The sequence below is a fragment of the Curtobacterium sp. MCBA15_012 genome (genome assembly GCF_001864935.2).
Taxonomy (GTDB): domain Bacteria; phylum Actinomycetota; class Actinomycetes; order Actinomycetales; family Microbacteriaceae; genus Curtobacterium.
On the sequence record NZ_CP126267.1, the window covers coordinates 2,465,420 to 2,490,218 of the forward strand.

General features: G+C 73.8%; 19 protein-coding genes and 1 tRNA gene. 7 read left to right on the forward strand and 13 right to left on the reverse strand.

Going from position 1 to position 24,799, the window contains the following annotated elements:
* Nucleotides 1–39: 39 nt before the first annotated feature.
* Nucleotides 40–2,148, reverse strand: a complete 2,109-nt coding sequence (pta, locus tag QOL15_RS11215) for a phosphate acetyltransferase (RefSeq protein ID WP_065960303.1) — start codon at nt 2,146–2,148, stop codon at nt 40–42.
* 119 nt (nt 2,149–2,267) lie between these two features.
* On the opposite strand from pta, the gene QOL15_RS11220 reads away from it, so the two are divergent.
* Nucleotides 2,268–2,355 (forward strand) — tRNA-Ser (locus QOL15_RS11220).
* Nucleotides 2,356–2,687: 332 nt separating this feature from the next.
* Nucleotides 2,688–3,332 (forward strand): hypothetical protein, encoded by a 645-nt coding sequence (locus tag QOL15_RS11225; protein WP_139197542.1) that lies wholly within the window; start codon nt 2,688–2,690, stop codon nt 3,330–3,332.
* Between the two features lie 141 nt (nt 3,333–3,473).
* Here QOL15_RS11225 and QOL15_RS11230 read toward each other — a convergent pair whose 3' ends face one another.
* Together QOL15_RS11230 and QOL15_RS11235 are read right to left on the reverse strand one after the other, a co-directional pair.
* Nucleotides 3,474–5,558 carry a helicase HerA-like domain-containing protein gene (locus QOL15_RS11230; RefSeq protein WP_071248500.1) on the reverse strand — a complete coding sequence of 695 codons (2,085 nt, stop codon included), beginning with the start codon at nt 5,556–5,558 and terminating at the stop codon, nt 3,474–3,476.
* A 110-nt stretch (nt 5,559–5,668) separates the two neighbouring features.
* Nucleotides 5,669–6,925, reverse strand: a complete 1,257-nt coding sequence (locus tag QOL15_RS11235; protein WP_254784145.1) for a multidrug effflux MFS transporter — start codon at nt 6,923–6,925, stop codon at nt 5,669–5,671.
* A 284-nt stretch (nt 6,926–7,209) separates the two neighbouring features.
* On the opposite strand from QOL15_RS11235, the gene QOL15_RS11240 reads away from it, so the two are divergent.
* Nucleotides 7,210–7,791, forward strand: coding sequence for a TetR/AcrR family transcriptional regulator (locus QOL15_RS11240; protein ID WP_065960297.1), 582 nt, complete (start codon nt 7,210–7,212; stop codon nt 7,789–7,791).
* A 58-nt stretch (nt 7,792–7,849) separates the two neighbouring features.
* Here the strand turns inward: QOL15_RS11240 and QOL15_RS11245 are convergent, their stop codons facing one another.
* The 5 genes from QOL15_RS11245 to QOL15_RS11265 form a co-directional block, all read right to left on the reverse strand.
* A complete protein-coding gene (locus QOL15_RS11245) occupies nt 7,850–8,446 on the reverse strand; it encodes a substrate-binding domain-containing protein (RefSeq protein ID WP_083394061.1) in 597 nt (198 codons plus the stop codon).
* A gap of 30 nt (nt 8,447–8,476) precedes the next feature.
* Entirely contained in the window at nt 8,477–9,895 is a 1,419-nt protein-coding gene (locus tag QOL15_RS11250) for an MFS transporter (protein WP_071248506.1), read from the reverse strand.
* A 159-nt stretch (nt 9,896–10,054) separates the two neighbouring features.
* A complete protein-coding gene (locus QOL15_RS11255) occupies nt 10,055–11,200 on the reverse strand; it encodes a cystathionine gamma-synthase (RefSeq protein WP_071248510.1) in 1,146 nt (381 codons plus the stop codon).
* Between the two features lie 55 nt (nt 11,201–11,255).
* Nucleotides 11,256–12,620 carry a cystathionine beta-synthase gene (locus QOL15_RS11260; RefSeq protein ID WP_065960289.1) on the reverse strand — a complete coding sequence of 455 codons (1,365 nt, stop codon included), beginning with the start codon at nt 12,618–12,620 and terminating at the stop codon, nt 11,256–11,258.
* 368 nt (nt 12,621–12,988) lie between these two features.
* Nucleotides 12,989–14,869: an ABC transporter ATP-binding protein gene (locus QOL15_RS11265; protein WP_083394062.1), complete on the reverse strand. Its 1,881-nt coding sequence runs from the start codon at nt 14,867–14,869 to the stop codon at nt 12,989–12,991.
* A 118-nt stretch (nt 14,870–14,987) separates the two neighbouring features.
* On the opposite strand from QOL15_RS11265, the gene QOL15_RS11270 reads away from it, so the two are divergent.
* On the forward strand, nt 14,988–16,412 hold the full coding sequence (locus tag QOL15_RS11270; RefSeq protein WP_065960284.1) for an APC family permease: 1,425 nt from the start codon (nt 14,988–14,990) through the stop codon (nt 16,410–16,412).
* Nucleotides 16,413–16,625: 213 nt separating this feature from the next.
* Here QOL15_RS11270 and QOL15_RS11275 read toward each other — a convergent pair whose 3' ends face one another.
* The 5 genes from QOL15_RS11275 to QOL15_RS11295 all read right to left on the reverse strand — a co-directional run bounded on the left by QOL15_RS11275 (nt 16,626) and on the right by QOL15_RS11295 (nt 21,323).
* On the reverse strand, nt 16,626–17,543 hold the full coding sequence (locus tag QOL15_RS11275) for a type IV toxin-antitoxin system AbiEi family antitoxin domain-containing protein (protein WP_071248515.1): 918 nt from the start codon (nt 17,541–17,543) through the stop codon (nt 16,626–16,628).
* A gap of 297 nt (nt 17,544–17,840) precedes the next feature.
* Nucleotides 17,841–18,224, reverse strand: a complete 384-nt coding sequence (gene rplL, locus QOL15_RS11280; RefSeq protein WP_065960820.1) for a 50S ribosomal protein L7/L12 — start codon at nt 18,222–18,224, stop codon at nt 17,841–17,843.
* A gap of 51 nt (nt 18,225–18,275) precedes the next feature.
* Nucleotides 18,276–18,791, reverse strand: coding sequence for a 50S ribosomal protein L10 (gene rplJ / locus QOL15_RS11285; protein ID WP_058741931.1), 516 nt, complete (start codon nt 18,789–18,791; stop codon nt 18,276–18,278).
* 305 nt (nt 18,792–19,096) lie between these two features.
* Nucleotides 19,097–20,572, reverse strand: coding sequence for a HAMP domain-containing sensor histidine kinase (locus tag QOL15_RS11290; RefSeq protein ID WP_071248518.1), 1,476 nt, complete (start codon nt 20,570–20,572; stop codon nt 19,097–19,099).
* A 10-nt stretch (nt 20,573–20,582) separates the two neighbouring features.
* Nucleotides 20,583–21,323: a response regulator transcription factor gene (locus QOL15_RS11295; protein WP_071248521.1), complete on the reverse strand. Its 741-nt coding sequence runs from the start codon at nt 21,321–21,323 to the stop codon at nt 20,583–20,585.
* A 125-nt stretch (nt 21,324–21,448) separates the two neighbouring features.
* On the opposite strand from QOL15_RS11295, the gene QOL15_RS11300 reads away from it, so the two are divergent.
* The 3 genes from QOL15_RS11300 to QOL15_RS11310 are packed head-to-tail and all read left to right on the forward strand — an operon-like array spanning nt 21,449 to nt 24,791.
* Nucleotides 21,449–22,567 (forward strand): acyl-CoA dehydrogenase, encoded by a 1,119-nt coding sequence (locus tag QOL15_RS11300; protein ID WP_139197543.1) that lies wholly within the window; start codon nt 21,449–21,451, stop codon nt 22,565–22,567.
* On the forward strand, nt 22,561–23,985 hold the full coding sequence (locus QOL15_RS11305) for a bifunctional PIG-L family deacetylase/class I SAM-dependent methyltransferase (RefSeq protein WP_071248526.1): 1,425 nt from the start codon (nt 22,561–22,563) through the stop codon (nt 23,983–23,985). Before QOL15_RS11300 ends, QOL15_RS11305 begins: the two co-directional genes overlap by 7 nt.
* On the forward strand, nt 23,982–24,791 hold the full coding sequence (locus QOL15_RS11310; RefSeq protein WP_254780271.1) for a glycosyltransferase family 2 protein: 810 nt from the start codon (nt 23,982–23,984) through the stop codon (nt 24,789–24,791). The genes QOL15_RS11305 and QOL15_RS11310 overlap by 4 nt, the downstream gene beginning before the upstream one ends.
* The last annotated feature ends 8 nt before the right edge of the window (nt 24,792–24,799 follow it).

The following is a 24,799-nucleotide window of genomic DNA, read 5'->3' on the forward strand; positions in this document are numbered from 1 at the left end:
CGGGGCGCCCGGCCTGGAGGAACGGTGCCGGTCGGTCGGTCACGCCGCGTCGGTCGCGGTGCCGGCCTGGATGGCCGTGATCGCCACGGTGTTGACGATGTCGCTGACGAGCGCCCCGCGGGACAGGTCGTTGATCGGCTTGCGCAGGCCCTGCAGGACCGGACCGATCGCGACCGCGCCGGCCGAGCGCTGCACGGCCTTGTAGGTGTTGTTGCCGGTGTTGAGGTCCGGGAAGACGAACACCGTGGCGCGACCCGCCACCGGCGAGTCCGGCATCTTGGTCGCCGCGACGGTCGGGTCGGCGGCCGCGTCGTACTGGATCGGCCCCTCGACCAGGAGGTCCGGGCGACGCTCGCGGACGAACGCGGTCCCGGCACGCACCTTGTCGACGTCGGCGCCGGAGCCGCTGTCGCCGGTCGAGTAGCTGAGCATCGCCACGCGCGCGTCGATGCCGAACTGCGCGGCCGTCTCGGCGGACGAGATCGCGATGTCGGCGAGCTGCTCGCTGGTGGGGTCCGGGATCACGGCACAGTCGCCGTAGACGAGCACGCGGTCGGCGAGCGCCATGAGGAAGACGCTCGACACGATCGAGGTGTCCGGGCGGGTCTTGATGATCTCGAAGGACGGCCGGATCGTGTGCGCCGTGGTGTGGCGCGCGCCGGAGACCATGCCGTCGGCGAGGCCGAGCTGCACCATGAGCGTGCCGAAGTACGACACGTCGGTCACGGTGTCCCGCGCGAGCTCGATCGACATCCCCTTGTGGGCGCGCAGTCGCGTGTACTCCTCGGCGAAGCGCTCGCGCAGCTCGGGGTCGAACGGGCTGACGACGTGCGCCTCGTCGAGGTCGAGTCCGAGCTCGGTCGCGCGGGCCCGCACGGCGGTCGGCTCGCCGAGGATCGTCAGCTCGCACACCTGGCGCTGCAGCAGGGTCGAGGCGGCCCGGAGGATGCGGTCGTCGTCGCCCTCGGGCAGCACGATGTGCTTGCCGTAGCCGCGCGCCCGGTCGAGCAGCCCGTGCTCGAACATCAGCGGGGTCACGACGCCGGACGGCGTGAGCTGGAGCCGGTCCCGCAGGGCGTCCGCGTCGACGTGCTGTTCGAAGAGCGCGAGCGCGAGGTCGGCCTTCCGCGGTGAGTCCGCCGCGAGCCGACCCCGGGTGTGCGTGATCCGGAGCGCCGTGTCGTACGTGCCGAGGTCGTTGCGCGCGATCGGCAGGGGGCTCGACAGACCGTCGAGCAGCCGAGTGATCTGCGGGGACGTGTCGAACCCGCCGTTCAGGATGACGCCGGCCAGGCTCGGGAAGGTCTCGGACTGGTTCGCGAGCACCGTGGCGAGCAGCACGTCGCTGCGGTCGCCCGGGACGACGACGATGCCGCCGTCGATGAGCCGCGGCAGCACGTTCTCCATGCTCATGCCGGCGACGACGGTGCCGAGCGCCTCACGGTCGAGCAGGGCGTCGTCGCCCCGCACCAGCGTCGCGTCGGTCGCCTGGAGCAGCGCCCGCACGGTCGGGGCGACCAGCACGCTGTCCTCGGGGATCGCCCACACCGGTGTGTCCGGGTGGTGGTCGTGCACGGCGCGCTCGACGCTGTGCACGATCGGGTCGAGGGCGTCGGGGTCGGCACGGTTCACGACGACGCCGAGCAGCTGGGCGTGCTCCGCCCGCAGTTCGCTCGTGGTCACGTCGGCGACCTGCGCCATCGCCTCGGGGGTGCGGGCACCGCGCTCGGACGTGTCGCGCCCGCCGAGGACGAGCAGCACCGGCGCGCCGAGGTTCGCGGCGACCTTCGCGTTGAAGGAGAGCTCGGTGGGGCTGCCCACGTCGGTGTAGTCGGAGCCGAGGACCACGACCGCGTCGCACCGGCGCTCGACCTGGGCGAACCGGGTCAGGATCGTGGCGACCGCGGCGTCCGGGTCGGCGTGGACGTCGTCGTAGGTGACGCCGACGGCTTCGTCGTAGGAGAGCCCGACGGCACTGTGCTGCAGCAGCAGTTCGAGCACGTAGTCGGGCTCGGCGACCGACCGGGCTACCGGTCGGAACACGCCGACGCGGCCGACGGACCGGGCGAGGGTCTCGAGGACACCGAGGGCCACGGTGCTCTTGCCGGTGTGCCCCTCTGCGGACGTGATGAATATGCGGGTCGACACGGCCCCAGGCTAGCCCGGTGGCCGCCGGGCGCTCTGGGAACCGGACGGGCTGTGGAGGGACGTGGTCGTCCACACCCTCGAAGACCTGTACCATGGGGTGTCGTCGCGAGACGGCACCAGGAGAATTCGCCTAGTGGCCTATGGCGCACGCTTGGAAAGCGTGTTGGGTGCAAGCCCTCGGGGGTTCGAATCCCCCATTCTCCGCCAGCACGACGAAGGGCACCCGGCGACGGGTGCCCTTCGTCGTTCCCGGGAGATCGCCCCGGCACGCCGTTCCCGGCCGGGGCGCTCCGGCCGCGGCGTCCGACCGGGCCGTCGTGTCCCCCGTGTGCGGGACCGTCGTGCCCCCCGTCCGCCATGAGCTGGCCGGTACACGCGCACCCGGGGTGGAACGCACTGTCCTCCTGCCCCGTCACGCCCTATGGTGAGATCGACGGACGGCCCCGGGACGGGTCGGACACGGTGCATCTCGGGCGGCAGGGGCGTCGCCCGCGGGGAGCGTACGACGCTGCCTGCGCACCCGAGCACGAGGAGAGCACGTGGGGGACACGACGGTACCGGTGACGGGACGCCTCCGCGCGCCCACCTTCGACGTGTTGCTCCGGCCCCGCCGGTCCCTCGTCCGCTCGACGGTCCTCAGCATCGTCTTCTCCGCCGTGCCCCTGGCCGTCGCGCTCGTCTGGGTGTCGCTGCCGGTCCGGTGGTGGGCACTCGTGGCGACACTCGTGGTGGTCCTCGCGGTCGTCGTGGGCGTGCTGTTCGTCCGGCTCCGCTCGGCGTTCCTCGGCATCGCCGCCGACGCCGTCGTGCTGAACGGGGTGGTCTCGGCCAACCGGCGGATCGCCCGCGACCGCGTCGACCACGTCGTCGTCGCCTCGACCCACGGGTCGCCCCCGGACCGCACGGTGCGCGAGCTGCTCGCGTTCGACGTCACGGGACGGCACCTGTTCCGGATGCGCGCTGACGTGTGGGGTGACGCCGCGCTGGACCGCGTCGTCGACGAGCTCGACGTCCGGGTCGACCGGGAGCCGCGGGTCGTGCCGCCGGCCGAGATCGCGCGCCGCTGGCCGACGAGTCGTGCGTGGTACGAGCGACGCTCCGGTGCCCTCGTGGCGGCACTCGCGGCCGTGGTCCTCGTCGTCGGGCTCCTCGCCGTCGAGACGGTGCGCCTGCTCGCAGCCTGACGCGCCGCCGAGCACACCGCCCCGCGCGCCGCGACCGTCCCGCACGTCGCCTCGCACGCCGCGACCGCGGAGCACACCGCCTCCCACGCCGCGACCGCCGAGCACACCGCCGCGACCGCCGGGACCGGCCGGGCAGGACCGTCAGCGCCGCCGACGCAGGGTCGCGAACACCCCGCGGACGACCTCCTTCGCGATCGACCGCCCGAGCGACGACCCGAGCAGGTCCGTCAGCGGGTCCTCCGCCCGCCGTGTGGTCGAGGTCCGACCCGTGCTCCGCGGCGACCGCCGTGCCCGCGCACTCCGCTCCGCCTGCTCGAACTCGCGCTGTGCCCGCTCGTACTCCTGCTGGGCCGCGCGCCGCTCGCGCTCCTCGGTCCGTTCCCGCGCCGCGGCCTCCTTCGCCGCCGCAGCGGCCGCACGCGCGGCCTCCCGTTCGGCCTCGGCCTGCGCGGTCGCTGCGGCCTCCGCAGCGTCGGCGGCGGCCGTCTGCGCCGCAGCGGCCTCGAGGCGACGTGCCAGGACCTCGCGGGCCGAGTCGGGGTCGACGCTCGTGCCGTAGGTGGCGAGCAGCGGGGACGCGGCGACCCGCGCCTCCAGGTCGGGTGCCGGCAACGGCGCCATCGAGCCCTGCGGGGCGCGGAGCCGTGTCCAGGCGACCGGTGTCGGTGCACCGCGCTCGTCCATGACCGTGACGATCGCCTCACCGGTCGCGAGCGAGGTGAGCACCTCGCCGAGGTCGTAGTCGCTCGTGGGGTACGTCGAGACCGTCGCCCGCAGCGCCTTCGCGTCGTCGGGGGTGTGTGCCCGGAGCTGGTGCTGGATGCGCGACCCGAGCTGCGCGAGCACGTCGTTCGGCACGTCCTTCGGGGTCTGCGTCACGAAGACGATGCCGACGCCCTTCGACCGGATGAGCCGGACGGTGCGCACGATCTGCTCGGTGAAGTCCTTCGAGGCGCCCGAGAACAGCAGGTGTGCCTCGTCGAAGAAGAACACGAGCTTCGGCGCGTCGAGGTCGCCCACCTCGGGCAGTTCGTTGAACAGGTCGGCGAGCAGCCACATCAGGAAGGTGGAGAAGACCGCGGGCTGGTCCTGCACGCCCGGTACCTCGAGCAGGCTCACGATCCCCCGGCCGTCGGCCGCGGTGCGGAGGAACACCTGCGTGTCGATCTCGGGCTCGCCGAAGAACGCGTCGGCGCCCTGGTCGGCGAACGTGACGAGCTCGCGGAGGATCACGCCCGCGGTCTGCTTCGACAGGCCGCCGAGGGCCGCCAGCTCGGGCTTGCCCTCGTCGCTCACCAGGAACGTCAGGACGCTCCGCAGGTCGGCGAGGTCGACGAGCGCCAGACCGGCCTGCTCGGCGTAGTGGAAGACGAGGCCGAGCGAGGACTCCTGCGTCTCGTTCAGGCCGAGGACCTTCGACAGCAGCAGTGGACCGAACCCGGAGGCCGTCGCCCGGACCGGCACGCCCGTGCCCTTCCCGCCGAGGGCGTAGAACTCGGCCTGGCTCGCGACGCCCCGCCACTGCTGCCCGATGCCGCCCGTGCGGGCGAGGAGCTTGTCGCTCGGCTCGCCGGCCGTGGCGAGGCCGGACAGGTCGCCCTTCACGTCGGCCGCGAAGACCGGGACGCCGTGCGCTGCGATCTGCTCCGCGAGCACCTGCAGCGTGCGGGTCTTGCCGGTACCGGTCGCCCCGGCGACCAGGCCGTGCCTGTTCAGCATGCCGAGCGGGATCCGCACCTGGACGTCGGGCATCGCCTCGCCGTTGACGAGCGCGCCGAGTTCGAGGGCACTGCCGGTCACGGTGTACCCGTCACGGATCCGTGCGACCGCGTCCGGGCCGAGGGGGCCGGGCGAGGGCACCGTGCTCGGTGCGGTGGGTGTGCTCGTGTCGGCCGGAGTGCTCGGCGCGGCAGGTGCGGGCGACCGGTCGGGAGGCACGGTGCCGGTCGTCGACGCGGCCTGCGTCGCCGAGTCGGTCGCGTCGAGCGCGGTGGTCGCGGTGGTCGCGACGGGCGCGGTGGTCGCGTCACCCTCGGTGGTCGCGACGGGCGCGGTCGTGCCGTCGCGCTCGGTCGTCGCTCCCGCGGGTGCTCCGGCCGCCTGCTCCAGCGCTGCCGCGAGCTCCTCGGCGCGCCGCGCTGCTTCGTCGGCGAGCCGGCGGGCCTCCTCCGCTGCCGCCCGTGCCTCGGCCGCAGCCGCTCGTGCCTGCTCCACCGCGTCGCTCATGTCCGCAGCCTACGGACGCACGAGGCGCTCGGTCCGGGCCCCTGGCGAAGATCGACGCGGAACGACACCGCGGTCGTCGGACGACAGCGGACCTGTCGAACCATGCGACGTCAGTGCGAGAGCGCCGGGACCGTCCTCGGCCGCACCACGACCCACAGCACCAGGATCGCGACCGCCGCGGTGCACGCCATCACGGCGGCCATCGGGGTCGCCGCGGTGATGCCGAGCCACCCGACGATCGGCGAGACCAGCCCGGCGACGCCGAAGTTCAGGGCGCCGAGGAGCGACGCGGCGGTCCCGGCCTCCTTGCCGTGCGCCGCGAGGCCGATCACCTGCACGAGCGGGAACGAGAACCCGCACGCGGCGATGAAGAACCACAGCGGGACGAGCACGCCGACCAGGCCCGCGCCGAGCTGGTCGAGCACGACGATGGCGGTGGCGGACAGGAACAGCGTCGCGGTCGAGCACGCCAGGATCCACTGGGGCCCGACGCGCTGCGCCAAGCGCGAGGAGACCTGCACCCCGACGACCACGCCGACGGAGTTCACGGCGAACAGCAGGCCGTACTGCTGGGCGTTGAGCCCGTAGACGGTCTGGAACAGGAACGGCGACGAGCTGAGGTACGAGAACAACCCACTGAAGACCATCGCCCCGATGAGGGCGACCCCGACGAAGATCCGGTCGGACAGCAGCGCCCGGTACCGCTGGCCGATGGTCGAGTGCCCGGACTCGTGGCGGCGTGCCGGCGGGAGCGTCTCGACGATGAGCAGCACCGAGGCGATCACGACCGCGGCGCCGTAGCAGGCGAGGAAGACGAAGACCCCGCGCCAGCTGACGAACTGCAGCATCTGCGAGCCGATGAGCGGGGCGAGGATCGGCGCGAGGCCGTTCACCATCGCGAGGCGCGAGAGCATCCGGACGAGGGACTTGCCGCCGAACAGGTCGCGGACCGTGGCCATCGCGACGACACCGCCGGCCGAGGCGCCCATGCCCTGCAGCACGCGGAACAGTGCGAGCACCTCGACGTTCGGCGCGCACGCGGCCCCGATCGAGGCGCCGACGTGCACGGTCGTCGCGATGATGAGCGGCAGGCGGCGCCCGACCTTGTCGCTCCAGGGCCCGACGAGCAGCTGCCCGAACGCGAACCCGAGCGTCGTGGCGGTCAGGGTGAGCTGCACCGCCCCCTCGGAGATCCCGAACTCGCGCTCGAGCGACGGGAACGCCGGCAGGTACAGGTCGATGGTGAACGGGCCGAGCGCGGTGAGCGCCCCGAGCACGAAGACGTAGACGAGGCGCTGCCGCCGGGTGAGCGAGTCACCGGGGTGCAGCACGACGCGGAGCGAACCGGTGGTGGCGGGCGCGGTCACGGGAGGGCGGTCCTTCGACAGGAGAGAGACTGGTGAGGAGGCCGGCGTCATCGGACCGGGCCGAGGCACGAACGGATCGGTGCGCGGACCGGGTCGGATCGAATCGATTCGGCCGTGGAACCATCCTACGGGCTGCGTGCGCGCTCACGGAACACCTGTCGGCGACCGGAGCGGCCGGACCGCGTTCCGTGACCCGTCCGTGACCGGTCCCGCGGCCCCCGGTGCGGTAGCGTCGGACTGCCCGGCCCGCGCGGCCGACGCACACCGACGAGAGGGGGACGACGGTGGTCGATGCCCGTGTCCTGCACACCACGGCGGCGCTGCGTGCGGCGATCCTCCGCCTCGCCGCCGACCGACCCGTCTCGACCATCACGGTCGCCGACGTCACCCGCGCCGCCGGCATCAACCGCGCGACGTTCTACTCGCACGCGGTGTCGCCCGGGTCGCTGCTCGCCGACGTCCTGACCCCCGAGCTCGACCGCATCCGCGAGGACGACGTCGCGGCCCGCCGTGCCGCGACCGACCGGGGCGCCGGGCCCGACGAGCTCGCGGCGATCACCCGACGGGGCATCGACGCGGTCGTCGAGCACGTCGTCTCGCACCGGGACATCTACGCCAAGGGCCTGCCCGACTCCGCCGACGCCTCGCTGCACCGGCTGCTCGTCGAGCACTTCACGGTGTCGAGCGTGCAGCACATCCAGGAGCTCCCGACCGCGGACCGACCCGCGCTGCTCGACGACGTCGCCGCGGGTTTCGTGGCCCAGGGCTTCGTCGGCGCGATCGAGGTCTGGCTCGGCGGCCCCCGACGGTCCCGCCGCTCGCTGGTCGACACGATCACGCGGTCGTTCCCGGCCTGGTGGCACTGACCGGACGACGCAGCCGGGCCATCCGGACCCGTCCCCCACCCGAGAACGCCCGGGCCCTTCAGTCGCCCGACGCGGGCCGTTGCCCCCGCTGCAGCGTCCGCACGACGTCGGTCGCGGTGCGTGCCACGACGTCCGGGTCGTCGTCGGCCGGCACCCGGTGGTCGGCGGACACCCCGTCGCCGCCGGTCCCGCTCGCGGGCAGCGCCTGCCCGAGGGAGACCACGACGACACCGGCGTCGTGCGCGGTCTGCACCACCCCGGTCAGCGCGGACGCGTCGACGGGTTCGACGAGGAGCGCCTTCGCTCCCCCGCGCACGAGGTCCGCCACGGCCCGCTGCTGTGCACCGGGGCCGTCGTCGGCGGGCGCGACCCGGACGTCCGGACGGAACCCCGCGTCGGACAGGCGCCGGTCCAGGTCGGTGCCCAGTGCCTCCCGGCCGGCGGGCAGCACCACGCCGACGACGGCGTGCTGGTCGAAGCCGCCGTCCGAGCTCGTCAGGTCGGTGCTCCGGACGGGCGTCGGTGCGGCGGCCGTCGGCCCCTGGCAGCCGCCGAGCGCGAGTGCCGTGCCCGCGGCGACCACCACCACGACGGCCCGCGCCGCGACGGACACGCGGCCCGGACGCCCCGGTCGGGTCAGACTGACGCTGCGCACGGTGGTCCTCCGCTCGGTCGGTCTGCCACGTTACCCGCCGGCCGCGGCGGACACCGTGCCCCCGGTCGCCGTCGTCGACGGGACGGCCGGCACCGGTCCGAGCCGCCGGACCGCCACCGTCGCGACGAGCGCGATGCCGGTCATCGCGACGAAGACGAGCGGGAACGACCACGCTCCGTCCGCCCCGCCGGCCCCGACGAAGAGCAGTCCGGTGACGGCGAGGCCGACCACGCTGCCCGACGCGTCGGCGATCGTGAGGGCCGAGCTCGCGAACCCGTCGTCGCCCTCGCCCGAGAACCGCAGCGTCAGCATCGAGGCCCGCGGGTAGATGCCGCCCATGCCCGCTCCCCCGACGAACCACCCGACGACGAGCACCCACCACGGCAGGTCGAGCGTCGCCACGGCGAGCGCCGTGAGCAGGCTGACGAGCACCAGCACGAGACCACCGCCGAAGGTCCGTGCCGCGGTGAGCCGCCGCTCGCCGAGCCGTCCGTGCAGCCAGCTCGCCGCGGCCCAGCTCAGGGCCGCGACCGTCAGCGCGAGCCCCGCGGCGGATGCGGACAGGCCGTGCCGGGCCTGGAGCAGGTACGGGACGTACGCCTCGCTGCCGAAGAACGCGGCAGCGACGAGCCCGCGGACGAGCACCACCGACGACAGCCCGGGCGCTGCGCGGAACGTGCCCGCGGGGAGCAACGGGCGGAGCGCCGCCCAGGTGCCGACGAGGCCGACGACCACCGCGACGATCCGCGCCCAGGAGCCGAGGTCGGCGGCGACGTTGAGGAGCAGGATCGCGGCCGCGGCTCCGATCGACCACCCGATCCGGACGCGCTGCCACGGCGGCCGGACCGCGTCGGCGGGCGGCCGGAGCCGACGGAGCGTCGGCACGAGCAGCGCGAAGGACACCACGGCGACGCCGAGGGCGCCGGCGAACACCCAGTGCCAGTCCCACACGTCGGTGACGATCCCGGCGAGCGCCGGACCGACGAGCGCGGGCACGACCCACGCGGCCGCGAAGCCCGCGAACACCGGACCGTGCAGCTCGGCCGGGAAGATCCGCGCGACGAGGACGTACAGCACGACGTCGATCGCGCCCGCGCCGAACCCCTCGACCAGGCGTCCGGCGAGGAACACCTCCATGGTCGGGGCGAGCATCACGACCGCGGTCCCGAGCGCGAACAGCGCCGCAGAGACCCACGCGACGACCCGGCCGCCCGCACGGTCCGTCCAGTTGCCCGCGAGCACCATTCCCGGCACCCCGGCGGCGAGCGGGGCGGCGAACGCGAGCGCGTAGAGCGTCTCACCGTCGAGGTCGCGGCTGATCTCGGGCATCACGGTGGTCATCGCGAGGTTCTGGAACGCGGCCACCCCGACGATCGCGACCATGCCGACGGTCGCGAGCGCGTAGCGCCCGCTCAGGATGCCGGTCCGCCCCGTCGCCTCGTCGCCCACCCGCGTCACGCTACCGTCGGGCACCCACCGGCGCGACCGGCGGACGCGACCGGGGACCGGACGGGAGGCCCGTGGCGGCGCCGCCACGGGCCTCCCGTCCGGTCCGTCCCCACCTGCGCGACGCGGGCCGGCCGACGGGGCGGGTGTGCGTGCGGCTCGTCAGCGCGACAGCGCCTGCAGGACGTCGGCGACCAGGTCGCCGGCGTCCTCGATGCCCACCGACAGGCGGACGACGTTCTCCGGGACCGCGAGCTCCGTGCCCTTGACCGACGCGTGCGTCATCTCGCTCGGGTACCCGATGAGCGACTCGACGCCGCCGAGGGACTCCGCGAGCGTGAAGACCTCCGTCGACTCGACGAACCGCTTCGCGGCCTCCGGTCCGCCGTCGAGCGCGACCGAGAGCATGCCGCCGAAGCCGCGCATCTGCTTCGCGGCCACCTCGTGGCCCGGGTGGTCGGGCAGGCCCGGGTAGAAGACGCGCTCGACGCCCGGGGCGGAGACCAGCGCCTCGGCGACCGCCTGCGCGTTCGACGAGTGCCGCTCCATCCGGACCGGCAGGGTCTTGATGCCGCGGGTGGTGAGGAACGCGTCGAAGGGCGAGGCGATCGCGCCCGCGCCGAACTGCAGGAAACCGACCTGCGCGGCGAGCTCCTCGTCGCGGAGCACCACGGCGCCGCCGACGACGTCGGAGTGGCCGCCGAGGTACTTCGTCGTCGAGTACGACACCGCGTCCGCGCCGAGGGCGAGCGGCTGCTGCAGGTACGGCGAGGCGAAGGTGTTGTCCACCACGACGAGCGCGCCGGCCGCGTGCCCGATCTCGGACAGCAGGGCGATGTCGGCGATCTTCATGAGCGGGTTCGTCGGCGTCTCGACCCAGAGGACGGTCTTCGCCGGTGCGCCCTCGAGCGCGGCGCGGACCCGGTCGACGTCGCCGGTGTCGACCACCACGAGCTCGACACCCCACGGCACGTGCAGCCGGTTCACCAGGCGGTGCGTCCCGCCGTACACGTCGTTGCCCATCACGACCCGGGCGCCGGGCTCCAGGTAGGCGCGGAGCAGGGCGTCCTCGGCGGCGAGTCCGGACGCGAACGAGTACGCCGCGACACCGCCGTCGAGGTCGGCGAGCAGCGTCTGCAGGGCGTCGCGGGTGGGGTTGCCGCCGCGGGAGTACTCGTAGCCGTTGCGCATGTTCCCCACGCCGTCCTGCACGTAGGTGCTCGTGACGTGGATCGGCGGGATCACCGCGCCCGTGGTGGGGTCGGGCGTCTGGCCGGCGTGGACGGCGCGGGTGCTGAACTCGGTCATGCGTGCTGGTTCCTCGGGGTCGTACGTGCTGGTCTGGCGGCGGGCTGGTCGCGGGTCACTCGGACAGGGAGGTCAGGAGGTCGTGGCGGGTGAGCACCGTGACGGGCTTGCCGTCGTCGACCACGAGCAGGGCGTCGACGGTCTCGAGCGCCCGCCGCGCGGCCGCGAGCGACTCGCCGACGCCGATCAGCGGGAGCGGGTCGCCGACGAAGCCGCTCACCGCGTCCGTCATCGCCGCCGCGCCCGTGAAGACCTGCTCGAGCAGGTCCTTCTCGGCGACCGCCCCGACCACCTCGCCGATCACGACCGGCGGCTCGGCCGCGAGCACCGGCATCTGCGAGACGCCGTACGTGGACATGATCTCGACGACGTCGCGGACCGTGTCGGACGGGTGCGCGTGCACGAGGTCCGGCAACCGGCCGTCCTTGCCCGCGACGACGGAGCCGACCGTGCGCGCGTCGTCGGTCTCGGCGAAGCCGTACGAGCGCATCCAGCGGTCGTTGAAGATCTTGCCGAGGTAGCCGCGGCCACCGTCCGGCAGCAGCACGACCACGACGTCGTCCTCGGTCAGGTCACGGGCGGCGCGGAGGGCGGCGACGACGGCCATGCCGCTCGAACCGCCGACCAACAGGCCCTCCTCGCGCGCCAGGCGGCGGGTCATCGCGAACGACTCGGCGTCGGTGACGGCGATGATCTCGTCCGGGATCCCGGCGTCGTAGGCGGCCGGCCAGAAGTCCTCGCCGACGCCCTCGACCAGGTACGGACGGCCGGTGCCGCCGGAGTAGACGGAGCCCTCCGGGTCGGCTCCGACGATCCGCACGCGCCCCTCGGACGCCTCCTTGAGGAACCGCCCGGTGCCCGAGATCGTCCCGCCTGTGCCGACGCCCGCGACGAAGTGCGTGATCCGCCCCTCGGTGTCGCGCCAGATCTCCGGCCCGGTGGTCTCGTAGTGGCTGCGCGGCCCGTTCGGGTTGGCGTACTGGTTCGGCTTGTACGCACCCGGGATCTCGCGCACCAGGCGGTCGGACACCGAGTAGTAGGACTCCGGGTGGTCGGGCGCGACCGCGGTCGGCGTGACGACGATCTCGGCGCCGTAGGCCGTGAGGACGTTGCGCTTGTCCTCGCCGACCTTGTCCGGCAGCACGAACACGCACCGGTACCCGCGCTGCTGGGCGACGAGGGCGAGGCCGACGCCCGTGTTGCCCGACGTCGGCTCGACGATCGTGCCGCCCGGGCGGAGCTCGCCCGAGGCCTCGGCCGCGTCGAGGATCCGCGTGGCGATGCGGTCCTTCGACGAGCCGCCCGGGTTGAGGTACTCGACCTTGACCAGGACGGTGGCGCGGAGGCCCTCGGTGACGCGGTTCAGCCGGACGAGCGGGGTGTCGCCGACCAGGTCGACGACGGAGTCTGCGTAGCGCACGCGGCGAGTCTAGGTGGCGGGGGTGCGGCACGGCTGGGACGTTGCGCCCCGCGTCGTCCGGGCGGCGCCGGGAGGCGCCGGGCGGCGCTCCGCGTCGTCCGCGCGGCTTCCGGGTGGGACCGTGGGCGCGCGCGACGGACCGTGGGAGCGCGGGCCGGACCGTCCCACCGGCCGTGGAGGCGCGGCGCGGTCCCGGCGGGTGACGCCGGTCCCGGAGGCGCGGCGCGGTCCCGGCAGGAGACGCCGGTCCCGGAGGCGCGGCGCGGTCCCGGCAGGTGACGCCGGGCCCGGAGGCGCGTGCGCTGGGTCCGGACGGACGGGGCGGAGCCGGGCCGCGCCTCCCGACCGGGACGGCCCCCGAGCGGGCGTCAGCCGCGACGGTCGGCCGTCACCGGCGCGGCCTGCTGGCGGTACAGGGCCGCGTACGTGCCGTCGCGACCGAGGAGTTCGTCGTGCGACCCCTGCTCCACGATCTGCCCGTGGTCGAGCACGAAGATGACGTCGGCGTCGCGGACGGTCGACAGCCGGTGTGCGATCGAGATGGTGGTCCGTCCGGCCGCCGCCGTGTCGAGGGCCGTCTGCACCACGTGCTCGGAGATGGAGTCGAGCGCACTGGTGGCCTCGTCGAGCACGAGCACCGGCGGGTCCTTGAGCAGCACGCGCGCGATCGCGATCCGCTGCTTCTCGCCGCCGGACAATCGGTAGCCCCGCTCCCCGACGACGGTTTCGTACCCGTCCGGGAACGACGCGATCGTCTCGTGGATGTTCGCCGCCCGTGCCGCGCGTTCGAGCTCGGCGTCGGTGGCGTCCGGCTTCGCGTACCGCAGGTTGTCGCCGATCGTCGCGTGGAACAGGTAGGTCTCCTGGCTCACGATGCCGACGTGCCGCATCAGGTCCTCGTGCTGCAGCGCGCGGACGTCGGTGCCGGCGAACCGGACCGTGCCCGACGACGCCTCGTACAGCCGCGGGACGAGGTACGAGATGGTGGTCTTGCCCGCCCCGGAGGGTCCGACGAAGGCCGCGAACTGCCCGGGCTGCAACTCGAACGAGACCCCGCGGAGCGTGGGCTTGTCGGGCTCGCCGTCCGGGTAGGCGAACGTGACGTCGTCGAACGCGACGTGCCCGACCCGCGTGGTGTCGACCTGCTGCGCGTCCGGGGCGTCCGTGATCGCGGGCTTCAGGTCGAGGTACTCGAAGATCCGGGCGAACAGCGCACCCGAGGTCTGCAGGTCGAGTACGACCCGGAGGAGCCCGACCGTCGGGAACAGGAGCCGCGACTGCACGGTGGTGAAGGCGACGATCGTGCCCGCGGTGATCGGGACGTCGCCGATGATGAGCCACGCGGCCACGAGGTAGATGATCGCGGGGATGATCGACAGGAAGATCGACACGATGGCGAAGAACCACTGCCCGGACATCTGCTGCCGGACCTGCAGCCGGATCTGGTTGCGGTTCTCGTCCTCGTAGCGCTGCGTCTCGCTGCGCTGCTGGTTGAAGCTCTTGGCGAGCAGGATGCCGGAGACGCTCAGGGCCTCCTGCGTGATCGCCGTCATGTCGGACAGCGACTCCTGGGTCTGCGCCGCGATCCGCGCCCGCACCTGGCCGACCCGCCGCTGCGCGATCACGAGCAGCGGGAGCAGGACGACGGCGACGACGGTCATCTGCCAGCTCAGCAGCAGCATCGCGACCACGGCCGCGATCACCGTCACGGTGTTGCCGAGCACCGACGAGATCGTGTTGTTCAGCACGCTCGCGACGCCGCCGACGTCGTTCTGCAGCCGCGACTGGATGACGCCCGTCTTCGTGCGGGTGAAGAACGCGAGCTCCATGCGCTGCAGGTGCCCGAACAGGCGCATCCGCATCGACCCCATCACCTGGTTGCCGACCGTCGCGGTCAGGTAGGTCTGCCAGATGCCGATGCCGGCGCTCGCGATCCAGAGGAAGACCATCGCGCCGACGAGCTCGAGCAGCACCGGGACGTCGGGGCGGCCGCCCGGCGGGAACAGCCCGCGGTCGAAGGCCTGCTGGGTCAGCAGCGGCGGCACGACCGACACCGCTGCGCCGACGAGCACGAGCGCCACCGTGAGGACGATCGCGCGACGGTGCGGCGCGAACAGCCCGGCGATCCGGCGCAGCAGGTGCGGGATCCGGGGCGCCTCGGCGTTCGCGGCCTTCTGCGCGGCGGTGTCGCCGCTCGAGATCCGGCCGACCCCGCGCGGACCGCCGCCCCCGCGTGCTCCGTGCCCCATGCTCATGGGGCAAACCTATCCCCGCCCTGCGACACCGACCGTCCCCGGCGTATTTGACCCTGTTCAGGGGCCGTGCCACCATCGTGCGTCCCCGTCCCACCGCCCCGTCCGAGGTCCCATGACGTCCGCGCCGCCCCGTCCCCCGTCGCTCCGCGAGCAGCTCGCACGCCGCAAGCCCGTCGAGCGCCTGCAGGCCGAGGCGTCCACCGGGGTCGACGGCCGCCCGCTCCGTCGGTCGCTCGGGGTCTGGCACCTGACGATGATCAGCGTCGGCGCGACGCTCGGCACGGGCATCCTCGTGGTCCTCGGCACCGCGGTCCCGCTGGCCGGTCCGGCGGTCTGGATCTCCTTCGTGGTCGCCGGTGTCGCCGCGCTCCTGTCCGCGCTGTCGTACGCCGAGATGGCCGGGGCCGTGCCGACGTCGGGGTCGAGCTACTCGTACACCTACGCGACCATGGGCGAGGGCATCGCCTGGGTCTGCGGCTGGTGCCTCGTCCTGGAGTACGCGGTCTCCGTCGCCGCGGTCGCCGTCGGTGCGAGCGAGTACGTCGACGAGACCCTGCGCGTGTTCGGGCTGCACCTGCCCACCGCGCTCGCGGCCCCGCCCGGGGACGGCGGCGTCGTGAACCTGCCCGCCGCGGTGCTCGTGCTCCTCGCGACCGTCGTCCTGCTGCCCGGCGCGCGGGAGAGCGCGTGGGTGAACACGCTCATGGTCGCGGTGAAGATCGCCCTGCTCGTGTTCTTCGTCGTCGTGGCGTTCACGGCGTTCCAGGCGCAGAACTTCACGCCGCTGGCACCGATGGGCGCCGCGGGCGTCACCGCGGCGGCATCGCGCCTGTTCTTCTCGTACATCGGCTTCGACGCCGCGTCCACCGCCGGCGAGGAGGCGAAGGACCCCCGCCGCGACCTCCCCCGCGCCATCATCGGGTCGATCGCCCTCATCACCGCGCTCTACATCCTCGTGGCGATCGCGGCGATCGGCGCCCGCTCCTGGACGTCGTTCTCGTCCGACGAGGCCTCGCTCGTCCGCATCGTCGTCGAGGTCACCGGTCAGCCCGTCGTCGCGCTCGTCTTCTCGATCGGCGCCGTCATCGCCATCGCGAGCGTCGTGCTCACCGTCCTGTACGGGCAGACCCGCATCCTGCTCACGATGGCGCGCGACGGCCTCGTGCCGAAGCTCTTCGGCCGCGTCTCCGCACGGACCGGGACGCCCGTCGCGGGCACGCTCGTCGTCGGCATCGTCGTCACCGTCGTGGCCGCACTCGTGCCCCTGGGCGAGCTCGCCGACGCGACGAGCATCGGCACCCTCGTGGCGTTCGCCCTCGTGAACGTCTCGGTCATCGTGCTGCGCCGGTCCCGCCCCGACCTCGAGCGCTCCTACCGCGTCCCGCTGTTCCCCGTGGTCCCGGTGCTCGGCACCCTGTGCTGCGTGCTGCTCGCGGTGTTCCTCGGCGCCGGGACGTGGATCGCGTTCGGTGTGTGGATGGTCGTCGGCGCCGTGCTCTACCTGGCCTACGGCCGCCGCCACAGCACCCTGCACTGACCCGCGGGCGCCTGGCGCCTCCGGGCCCGCCTTCCCCGCGCGCTGCCCCCGGTCCGTTCCCCACCACCCGGACGGATCGCGAAAGCGACAGTTCGCCGCCGATCATCCGGACGAGACTGTCGCTTTGACGGGAGGCTCGGGGCGGCCCCGGCGCGAACTGTCGCTTTCCCGAGGGACTCACCGGACATCCGTCGGCTCAGCGACCGCGTCGGATCAACGACACGGGACGCCGTGCTGGCGCAGGTGTGCGCGCAGCAGCTCCGGCTCCACGAGATGACCCCAGTGGACACGGACGAAGCCGTCGACCTCGGGTCGGGCGCGGATGCGGTCCTCACGGAGCTTCTCGACCCAGACCGCCCCAGCACTGCTCCGGCCCGCGAGCATCGCCGGGTCCTCGTACTTCTGCCGTCCGTCGAACTCCACGACGATCCCTTCCCTCGGCAGCCAGAAGTCGACCCGGTCGACCGTCCCGTCCGCGTGACGGAACTCGCGCTGCGGCTCCATCGGCGGGCTCCGCAACTCCGCTGCGCGTGCGGCGAAGTACGACTCACCGACCGACTCGTGCCGCGCGTCGCAGTGGTCGAGGGCCTGTGCGACCCGGGTACTCCCCCACGGACCGGACGCGAGCGCGAGCCGACCGAGCAGCTCGACGTCCACACCGTCGCGCAGTGCGTGGTCCAGGACGACGACCGCCGTCGAGAGCGATCCCCGTCGTGCGATCTCGACGGTGGTCTGGGCGAGGTCCGTGAAACCGACACCGTGGAAGTGCCGTCCCGACGGGCGCGGGACCCCGGCGTGCAGGGTGAGCCCGACGCGCTGCAGGTCGTGCTCGATCCCCGGGACCATGGCGTGCACGCGGTCCGGCCATGCGTCGAGCCGTGGCACGCCGAGCACGGCCGCCGCGGAGTCGAGCGCCCAGACGGCGGCAGGACGGAGCAGCGGGGATGCCGCACGCATCCGGACGAGGTGGCGGCTCCGCCCGTCGAGCCCCTCCCACGCGTCGCGCCCGACGTAGACACCGTGTCGGACCCGCACGAGGTCGCCCGACCGACAACGGCGCTGGAGGTCGCGCGCCGCAGCTCGGTCGACGGGGTCGGTCCGGAACAGGTCGACGGCGTTCGCGGGATGCATGCCCGCACTCTGTCGCCGGAGGTGCCCACACGGACGACCGCGAGCCGATCTGTGGACAACCGCCGCGCCTCCCGGCCGCGCACCGTACTCGCGAAAGCGACAGTTCTCACCGCCCGGCGCACGTTTCCCATCGGAAAGCGACAGTTCCGCCCGAACAGTCGGCGGTGAACTGTCGCTTTCGCGAAAGCGACAGATCAGCGCCACCCCGCCACCCGCCACCCGCCGCCACCCCGCCCCCGCACACGACGAAGGCCGCCACCCCGAGGGGCAGCGGCCTTCGTGACCGTGAGGTCGGAACTACGCGAGCTCGACCGTGGCGCCGGCGGCCTCGAGGGCCTCCTTCGCCTTGTCGGCCGTCTCCTTGTTGACGCCCTCGAGCACCTTGGCGTCGGCGGTCTCGACGAGCGCCTTGGCCTCGCCCAGGCCGAGCGACGTGAGGCCACGGACCTCCTTGATGACCTGGATCTTCTTGTCACCGGCCGACTTGAGCACGACGTCGAACTCGGTCTTCTCCTCGACCTCCTCGGCGGGGGCAGCAGCGCCACCGGCCGCGGCGACCGCGACGGGGGCAGCAGCGGTGACCTCGAAGACCTCCTCGAACTTCTTCACGAAGTCCGAGAGCTCGATGAGCGTGAGCTCCTTGAAGGCCTCGATGAGCTCGTCCTGCGAAAGCTTCGCCATGATTTTCTCCTACTACTAGCTAGTACGTGTGGTTGATGAACGCGTGCCTGGTCAGGCCGCGGACTCCTGCTTCTCGCGAAGGGCGTCCACGGTGCGGACGGCCTGCGAGAGGGGTGCCTGGAACAGGTACGCAGCACCGAACAGCGAGGCCTTGAAGGCGCCGGCGAGCTTGCCGAGCAGGACTTCACGGGACTCGAGGTCGGCGAGCTTGTCCACCTCGGTCGCGGTGAGCGGGTTACCGTCGAAGTAACCGCCCTTCACCACGAGCTGGGGGTTCGCCTTGGCGAATGCACGCAGCGACTTCGCGACGGCGACGGTGTCACCGTGGACGAAGGCGAGAGCGGACGGACCGGCGAGCTCGTCGTCGAACGACGTGATGCCGGCGTTGTTCGCCGCGATCTTGGTCAGCGTGTTCTTCACCACGGCGTACGTGGCGTGCTCACGGATCGAGTTGCGGAGCTCCTTGAGCTGCGCGACCGTGAGACCGCGGTACTCGGTGAGCAGAACGGCGTTCGAGCTCTGGAATGCATCCGTGAGCTCGGCGACCGCAGCTTCCTTGTTCGCCATGGTTCTCCTTGGGGTTCTTGCCGGCTAGCCCCAGGACCTGCACACATGAAGAAAGCCCCGGCGCAGAGGCTCGGAGCTGCTCCCCCGCGAACGGTAGGAGTGGTTCGGAACACCTGCGCTGGCTTCCTCACGAGTGAGGACCTTCGGTCTGCGCGCAAGCGCACAGACGACCGGCGGTCTTTGGCTTCGAGAACGGTACCACAGGACCGGCACCGCACCCAACCACCCGACGCAGGCCCGCGCCGGAACCCCACCACCGGCCGGACGGGAGGCCCGTGGCGGCGCCGCCCCGCGCCTCCCGTCCGTCAGGTGGCCGACGCCACCGCGTCGCGCGCGTCCGCGGCCCCACCAGCGCCCGGCCGCACCGCGGGCAGGTGCACCGTGAACACGGTGTCGCCCGGCTCGCTCGTCACCGTGACCGAGCCGCCGTGCGCCTGCACGACCGCGTCGACGATCGCGAGCCCGAGCCCGGTCGACCCCGCGCTCCGCGACCGCGAGCTGTCGGCCCGGGCGAAGCGCTCGAACAGCTTCGGCACGAACGCGGGGTCGATGCCCTGCCCGTCGTCCCGGACCGTCAGGTCGACGCCGCCCCCGGCGCCCGCTCCGACCGGGGTGAGGCCGACGGTGATCCGCGTGCCCTCCGGGGTGTGGGTCCGTGCGTTCGTGACGAGGTTGACGACCACCTGGTGCAGCCGGGCCGCGTCGCCGGGGACCACGACCGGCTCGTCCGGGACGTCGACGGCGATCGCGTGCGCCGGCGACGCCGCGTGGGCGTCGTTCACCGCGTCGAGCACGAGGCCGGTGAGGTCGACCTCGGCGAACTGGACCTCGCGGCCCTCGTCGAGGCGAGCGAGCAGCAGCAGGTCCTCGACCATCGAGGTCATCCGGATCGACTCGCTCTCGATCCGGCCCATCGCGTAGACGACGTCCTGCGGCAGGTCCCCGCCCATCCGACGGGTGAGCTCGGCGTACCCGCGCACCGAGGCGAGCGGCGTGCGGAGCTCGTGCGAGGCGTCGGCGACGAACTGCCGGACCTGCTGCTCGGACCGTTCCCGGGCCTGCAGCGCGGCGCCGATGTGGCCGAGCATGCGGTTGAACGCGGTGCCGACCCGTCCGACCTCGGTGCGCGGGTCGGTGTCGGGGACGCGCACGCCGTCGAGCACGTCGCTGCGGTCGAGGGGCGTCCGTGCCACCGCGGAGGCGGTCTCGGCGACCCGGTCGAGCGGCCGCAGGGAGCGGCGGACGGCGAGCGCGGCGACGGCCGAGGCCGCGAGCAGGGCCAGCACGGTCACGACGAGCACCACCACGAGGAGCTTCCCGACGCTCTCGTACACCGGGGTCATCGGCAGGCCGACGACGAGCACGGCGGGGCCGACCGGCGCGGCCGTGACCCGGTAGCGCCCGAGGTCCCCGCCGAGGTCCACGGTGTGCGCCCGACCGTCGACCGTGACCGTGCCGAGCGGTCGGACCACGGCGCTGCTGAGCCGTCCGAGGTCGCCGGCGTTGTCGATGACGCTGCCGACCACGACGTCGCCGTTGAGGAAGTAGGCCGTGAGCGTCCCCGCTGCCTGCCCGCTCGGCCGGGCGATGTCGAGCCCGGGCCCGTTCGGCCCCTGCTGCTCGACGGAGCGCTGCGCCCGGTTCGTCGCGTACTGCAGCTGGTGGTCGATGGCGGACCGCTGGATCGAGGCGAGCGCGATGATGCTGCCCGCGCCGATCACGGTGCTGACGGCGACCGCGAGCGCGACGGTGACCAGGACGAGCCGGCGGCGGAGGGTCACGGGTGCGCCCTCAGGAGGTCGGCTTGATGACGTACCCGACACCGCGCACGGTGTGGATCATCGGGGTCTCGCCGGCGTCGATCTTCTTGCGCAGGTAGGAGATGTAGATCTCGACGACGCTCGACTTGCCGCCGAAGTCGTACGACCACACACGGTCCAGGATCTGCGCCTTGCTGAGCACCCGGCGGGGGTTGCGCATGAGGAAGCGGAGGAGCTCGAACTCGGTGGCCGTCAGCTCGATCGGGCGGCCGGCCCGGGACACCTCGTAGGACTCCTCGTCGAGCACGAGGTCCCCGACGACGATGCGGGAGTCCCCGGCCTCGGAGACCGAGATCTGCGACCGGCGGATGAGCCCGCGGAGCCGCGCGACGACCTCCTCGAGCGAGAACGGCTTCGTGACGTAGTCGTCGCCGCCCGCGGTGAGCCCGGAGACGCGGTCCTCGACGGAGTCCTTCGCGGTGAGGAACAGCACCGGGGTGTCGTCGTCGTTCTGCCGGAGCCGGGCGAGCACCTGCAGGCCGTCGAGGTCGGGCATCATCACGTCGAGCACCATCGCGTCGGGCCGGAACTCGCGCGCGGTGGCCAGCGCCTCCTGCCCGCCGTTCGCGCTCTTGACCTCCCAGCCCTCGTACCGGAGCGCCATCGAGAGCAGGTCGGTGAGACTGGCCTCGTCGTCGACGACGAGGATGCGCAACGGGGAACCGTCGGCACGGGTGAGGCGCGGGGCTGCGGTGGGCTGGCTGATGGTCACACTCCCAGTGTCGAGGGTTTCCTATGAGCACACTGTGGAGGAACCGTCTGCGCTCTGTGGATCACCCGTCGACTCCCCGTCGGGCGCCGTGAGGGCACCCGGGGAGCGCTCCGTAGCGTGGCGGCGTGCTGCGATCCCCCGCCTGGCCCCCGTCCGCTCAGGACGTCGACACCGACGCGGTCGGACGGGCGGTGCGGGCCGCGACCGCGGTCGCGGGACCGGACGGGAGGCCCGGTGCGGCCCCGGCGGACCGACTCGCGGTGGTCCGGGCGCTCGGCGCCACCGCCCCGCTCCTGTCCGCGGGCACGGCCGGCGCGTCCTTCGCGACGCTCGCGGCGGTCGCCGCGGCCGACGTGCAGGCGGCGCGGGTCCTCGAACCACACCTCGACGCCCTCGCGATCCTCGCGCAGGCCGGCGTCGCCGCCCCGGCCGGGTCGTCGTGGGGCGTGTTCGCGGCCGAGGCGCCCGGGCTCCGGCTCGGCGCGACCGCGTCCTCCGCCGACCGGAACGTTCCGCCGGGACCGTCGCCAGCCGTGCCCTCCGGCACCGCGGTCGTGCTCGACGGGACGAAGCCGTGGTGCTCGCTCGCGTCGTCGCTCTCGCACGCCCTCGTCACGGCGCACCTCGGCGACGAACGGGTGCTCGTCGCGGTCGATCTGCGCCAGGGCGGTGTCACCGTGCACGACGAGGCCTGGGTCGCCCGCGGCATGCCGGACGTCCCGAGCGGACCGGTCGACCTCGACGGGGTCGCCGCGCAGACCGTGGGAGCACCCGGCTGGTACCTCCGTCGTCCCGGGTTCGCCTGGGGCGGGATCGGCGTCGCGGCGTGCTGGTGGGGCGGCACGGTCGGACTCGCACGGGTGCTCCGCGACCTCGCCCGGGCCCGCCCGGAGAGCGAGCTGCTGCAGGCCGCGCTCGGGGCGACCGTCCTCGACCTCGAGGACGCCGAGGACGCGGTCGCCACCGCCGCGGCCCGCATCGACGCGGTCGTCGCGGGTGGCGCGCCCGGCGCGGAGCCGGACTGGCCGCTGCTCGCGCAGACCGTCCGGTCGCGGGTGCGCCGCGCGGCCGACCGGGTGCGCGAGCGCGTCGTCCGGACGATCGGACCCGGTCCGCTCGCACAGGACCCCGCGGTCGCGGCGCGGGTCGCCGACCTCGAGCTCTACGTGCTCCAGGACCACGGCGACCGTGACCTCGCCCGCGTCGGCCGCATCGTCCTCGAGCGCGGCGGTGTCGCGTGGTGAGCTTCGACCACCGCGAGCCCGGGACCGACCCGGCGGCCTGGACGACGTTCCTGGCCGGCGTCGGTGCCGCGACCGTCGACCTCGCCGGGGTGGGGTCGGTCGTGGTCGTCGCTCCGCACCCCGACGACGAGACCCTCGGCGCGGGCGGGCTGATCGCGACCGCGGCCGACGCCGGCACCCCGGTCCACGTGCTGCTCGTGACCGCGGGCGAGGGCTCCCACCCCGACTCCCCCACGACGACGCCGGACGCACTCGTGACCCGGCGACGTGCCGAGTTCCGCGCCGCACTCGGCACGCTGCACCCCGCGGCGAGCGCCACCGAGCTGACCGTCCCGGACGGCGGGCTCCGCGAGCACCGCGACGAGCTCCGTCGTGCCCTCGCAGCACGCCTCGCCGGGGCGGCCCGACCGACGCTCGTCGTGGCGCCATGGCGCGGGGACGGTCACCGCGACCACCGGATCGCCGGCGAGGTCGCCGAGGAGCTCGTCGCCGCGACCCCCGGCACCGCGCTGTTGTCGTACCCGGTGTGGACCTGGCACTGGGACACCCCGGACGCCCCCGCCGCACCGTGGGAGCGGGCACGGGTGCTCCCGCTCGACGCCGCCGTGCGCGACCGGAAGGCCCGGGCGCTGGCGGCGTACCCGTCGCAGACAGAGCCGCTCTCCCCCGCGCCGGGCGACGAGGCGGTCGTCGACGACCGGCACGCGGCGCACCACCTGCGGGCCGAGGAGTGGTACTTCGTGCCGGACCCGGCCACGGACGACGCCGACGCCGACGCCGACGCCGACGCCGACGCCACCCTCGCCGACGCCACCGTCCCGTCGTCCCGTTCGCGGGCGTCCTTCGACGAGCACTACGCCCGGAAGCCCGAGGGGTGGGACTTCGACGGGTCCTGGTACGAGCGCCGGAAGCGTGCCGTCACCCTCGCCGCCCTCCCCCGCGAACGGTTCCGGTCGGCGCTCGAGCTCGGGTGCGCGACCGGGGTCCTCACCGCTGCGCTCACCGAGCGTGCCGACGCCGTGCTCGGGACGGACATCGCCGCGGCACCGCTCGACCGCGCACGGCGTCGTGCGCCCGCGGCCCGGTTCGAGCAGGCCGCGTTCCCGGCGGAGTGGCCGGCGGGCCGGTGGGACCTCGTGGTCCTGTCCGAGGTCGGCTACTACCTGTCCGCGGACGACCTCGACCGCACCGTGGACCGCGTGCTCGGCTCGCTCGACGACGACGGGGTGCTGGTGACCTGCCACTGGCGGCACCCCGACGACGAGGCCGTCTCCGACGGGGACACAGTCGACGCACGGATCGGCGCACGCTGGCCCCGGCCGCGGCTGGTCCACCACGTCGAGGACGACTTCGTGCTCAGCGTGTTCCCGGGGCCCGACGTGCGGTCCGTCGCCCGCACCGAGGGACTCGCCCCGTGACCGGGCGGACCGCGGTCGCCGTGCCCGCGCGGACCGACCCCGTCGGGCCCCGCCGGGTGGACGTCGTCGTGCCCGTGCACGACGAGGAGGCCGCCGTCGGACGCTGTCTGTCCGCCCTCGCGGACGCCGTCCGTGCCGTGCGCGCGGCGTCACCCGGGGTCCGGGTCGGCGTCACCCTCGTGCTCGACGGCTGCACGGACGGCACGGCCGCCGTGGTCGCCGCGGCCAGGTCGTCCGACGCCACCTGGGACGACCGGACGCTGCACGTCCTGGCCTCCGCGCACGTGGGCGTCGGGCGGGCTCGGGCGCTCGGCGTCGCCCACGCGCGGGTGCTCGGCGCCGGACGCACGCCGCTCCCGACGGCCGCCACCGACCCCGTCGCCCCGGCGGACCACTGGTTCGCGCACACCGACGCGGACTCGCGCGTCGACCCCGACTGGCTGCGGCAGCACCTCGCGGCACTCACCGACGGCGCGCACGTGCTCGTCGGCGCGGTGGTCCCCGACGCGGACGACCTCGACGCGGACGTCCTGGCCCGGTGGCGGGCAGCACACCCGCCCGGTGCGACGCTCGGGCACGTGCACGGCGCGAACCTCGGCGTGCGCGCGGACGTCGACACCGCCGTCGGCGGCTTCGACCCCGTCCCCGAGCACGAGGACGTCCGGCTCGTCGCGCGGGCCCGGGCCCTCGGCTTCCGGGTGCGCGACACCGAGGACCTCCCCGTGGTGACGAGCGGCCGGTTCGCGGGCCGGACGCCCGGCGGCTACGCCGAGCACCTGCGCCGGACCTACGGCGACGCCGGCTGACCCGGCCG

Excerpts from the sequence above, each read along its gene's own strand:
- QOL15_RS11255 (WP_071248510.1), bottom strand. The coding sequence starts at position 11,200 with ATGACCGAGTTCAGCACCCGCGCCGTCCACGCCGGCCAGACGCCCGAC.
- QOL15_RS11265 (WP_083394062.1), bottom strand. The coding sequence starts at position 14,869 with ATGGGGCACGGAGCACGCGGGGGCGGCGGTCCGCGCGGGGTCGGCCGG.
- QOL15_RS11230 (WP_071248500.1), bottom strand. The coding sequence starts at position 5,558 with ATGAGCGACGCGGTGGAGCAGGCACGAGCGGCTGCGGCCGAGGCACGG.
- QOL15_RS11270 (WP_065960284.1), top strand. The coding sequence starts at position 14,988 with ATGACGTCCGCGCCGCCCCGTCCCCCGTCGCTCCGCGAGCAGCTCGCA.
- rplL (WP_065960820.1), bottom strand. The coding sequence starts at position 18,224 with ATGGCGAAGCTTTCGCAGGACGAGCTCATCGAGGCCTTCAAGGAGCTC.
- rplJ (WP_058741931.1), bottom strand. The coding sequence starts at position 18,791 with ATGGCGAACAAGGAAGCTGCGGTCGCCGAGCTCACGGATGCATTCCAG.
- QOL15_RS11275 (WP_071248515.1), bottom strand. The coding sequence starts at position 17,543 with ATGCATCCCGCGAACGCCGTCGACCTGTTCCGGACCGACCCCGTCGAC.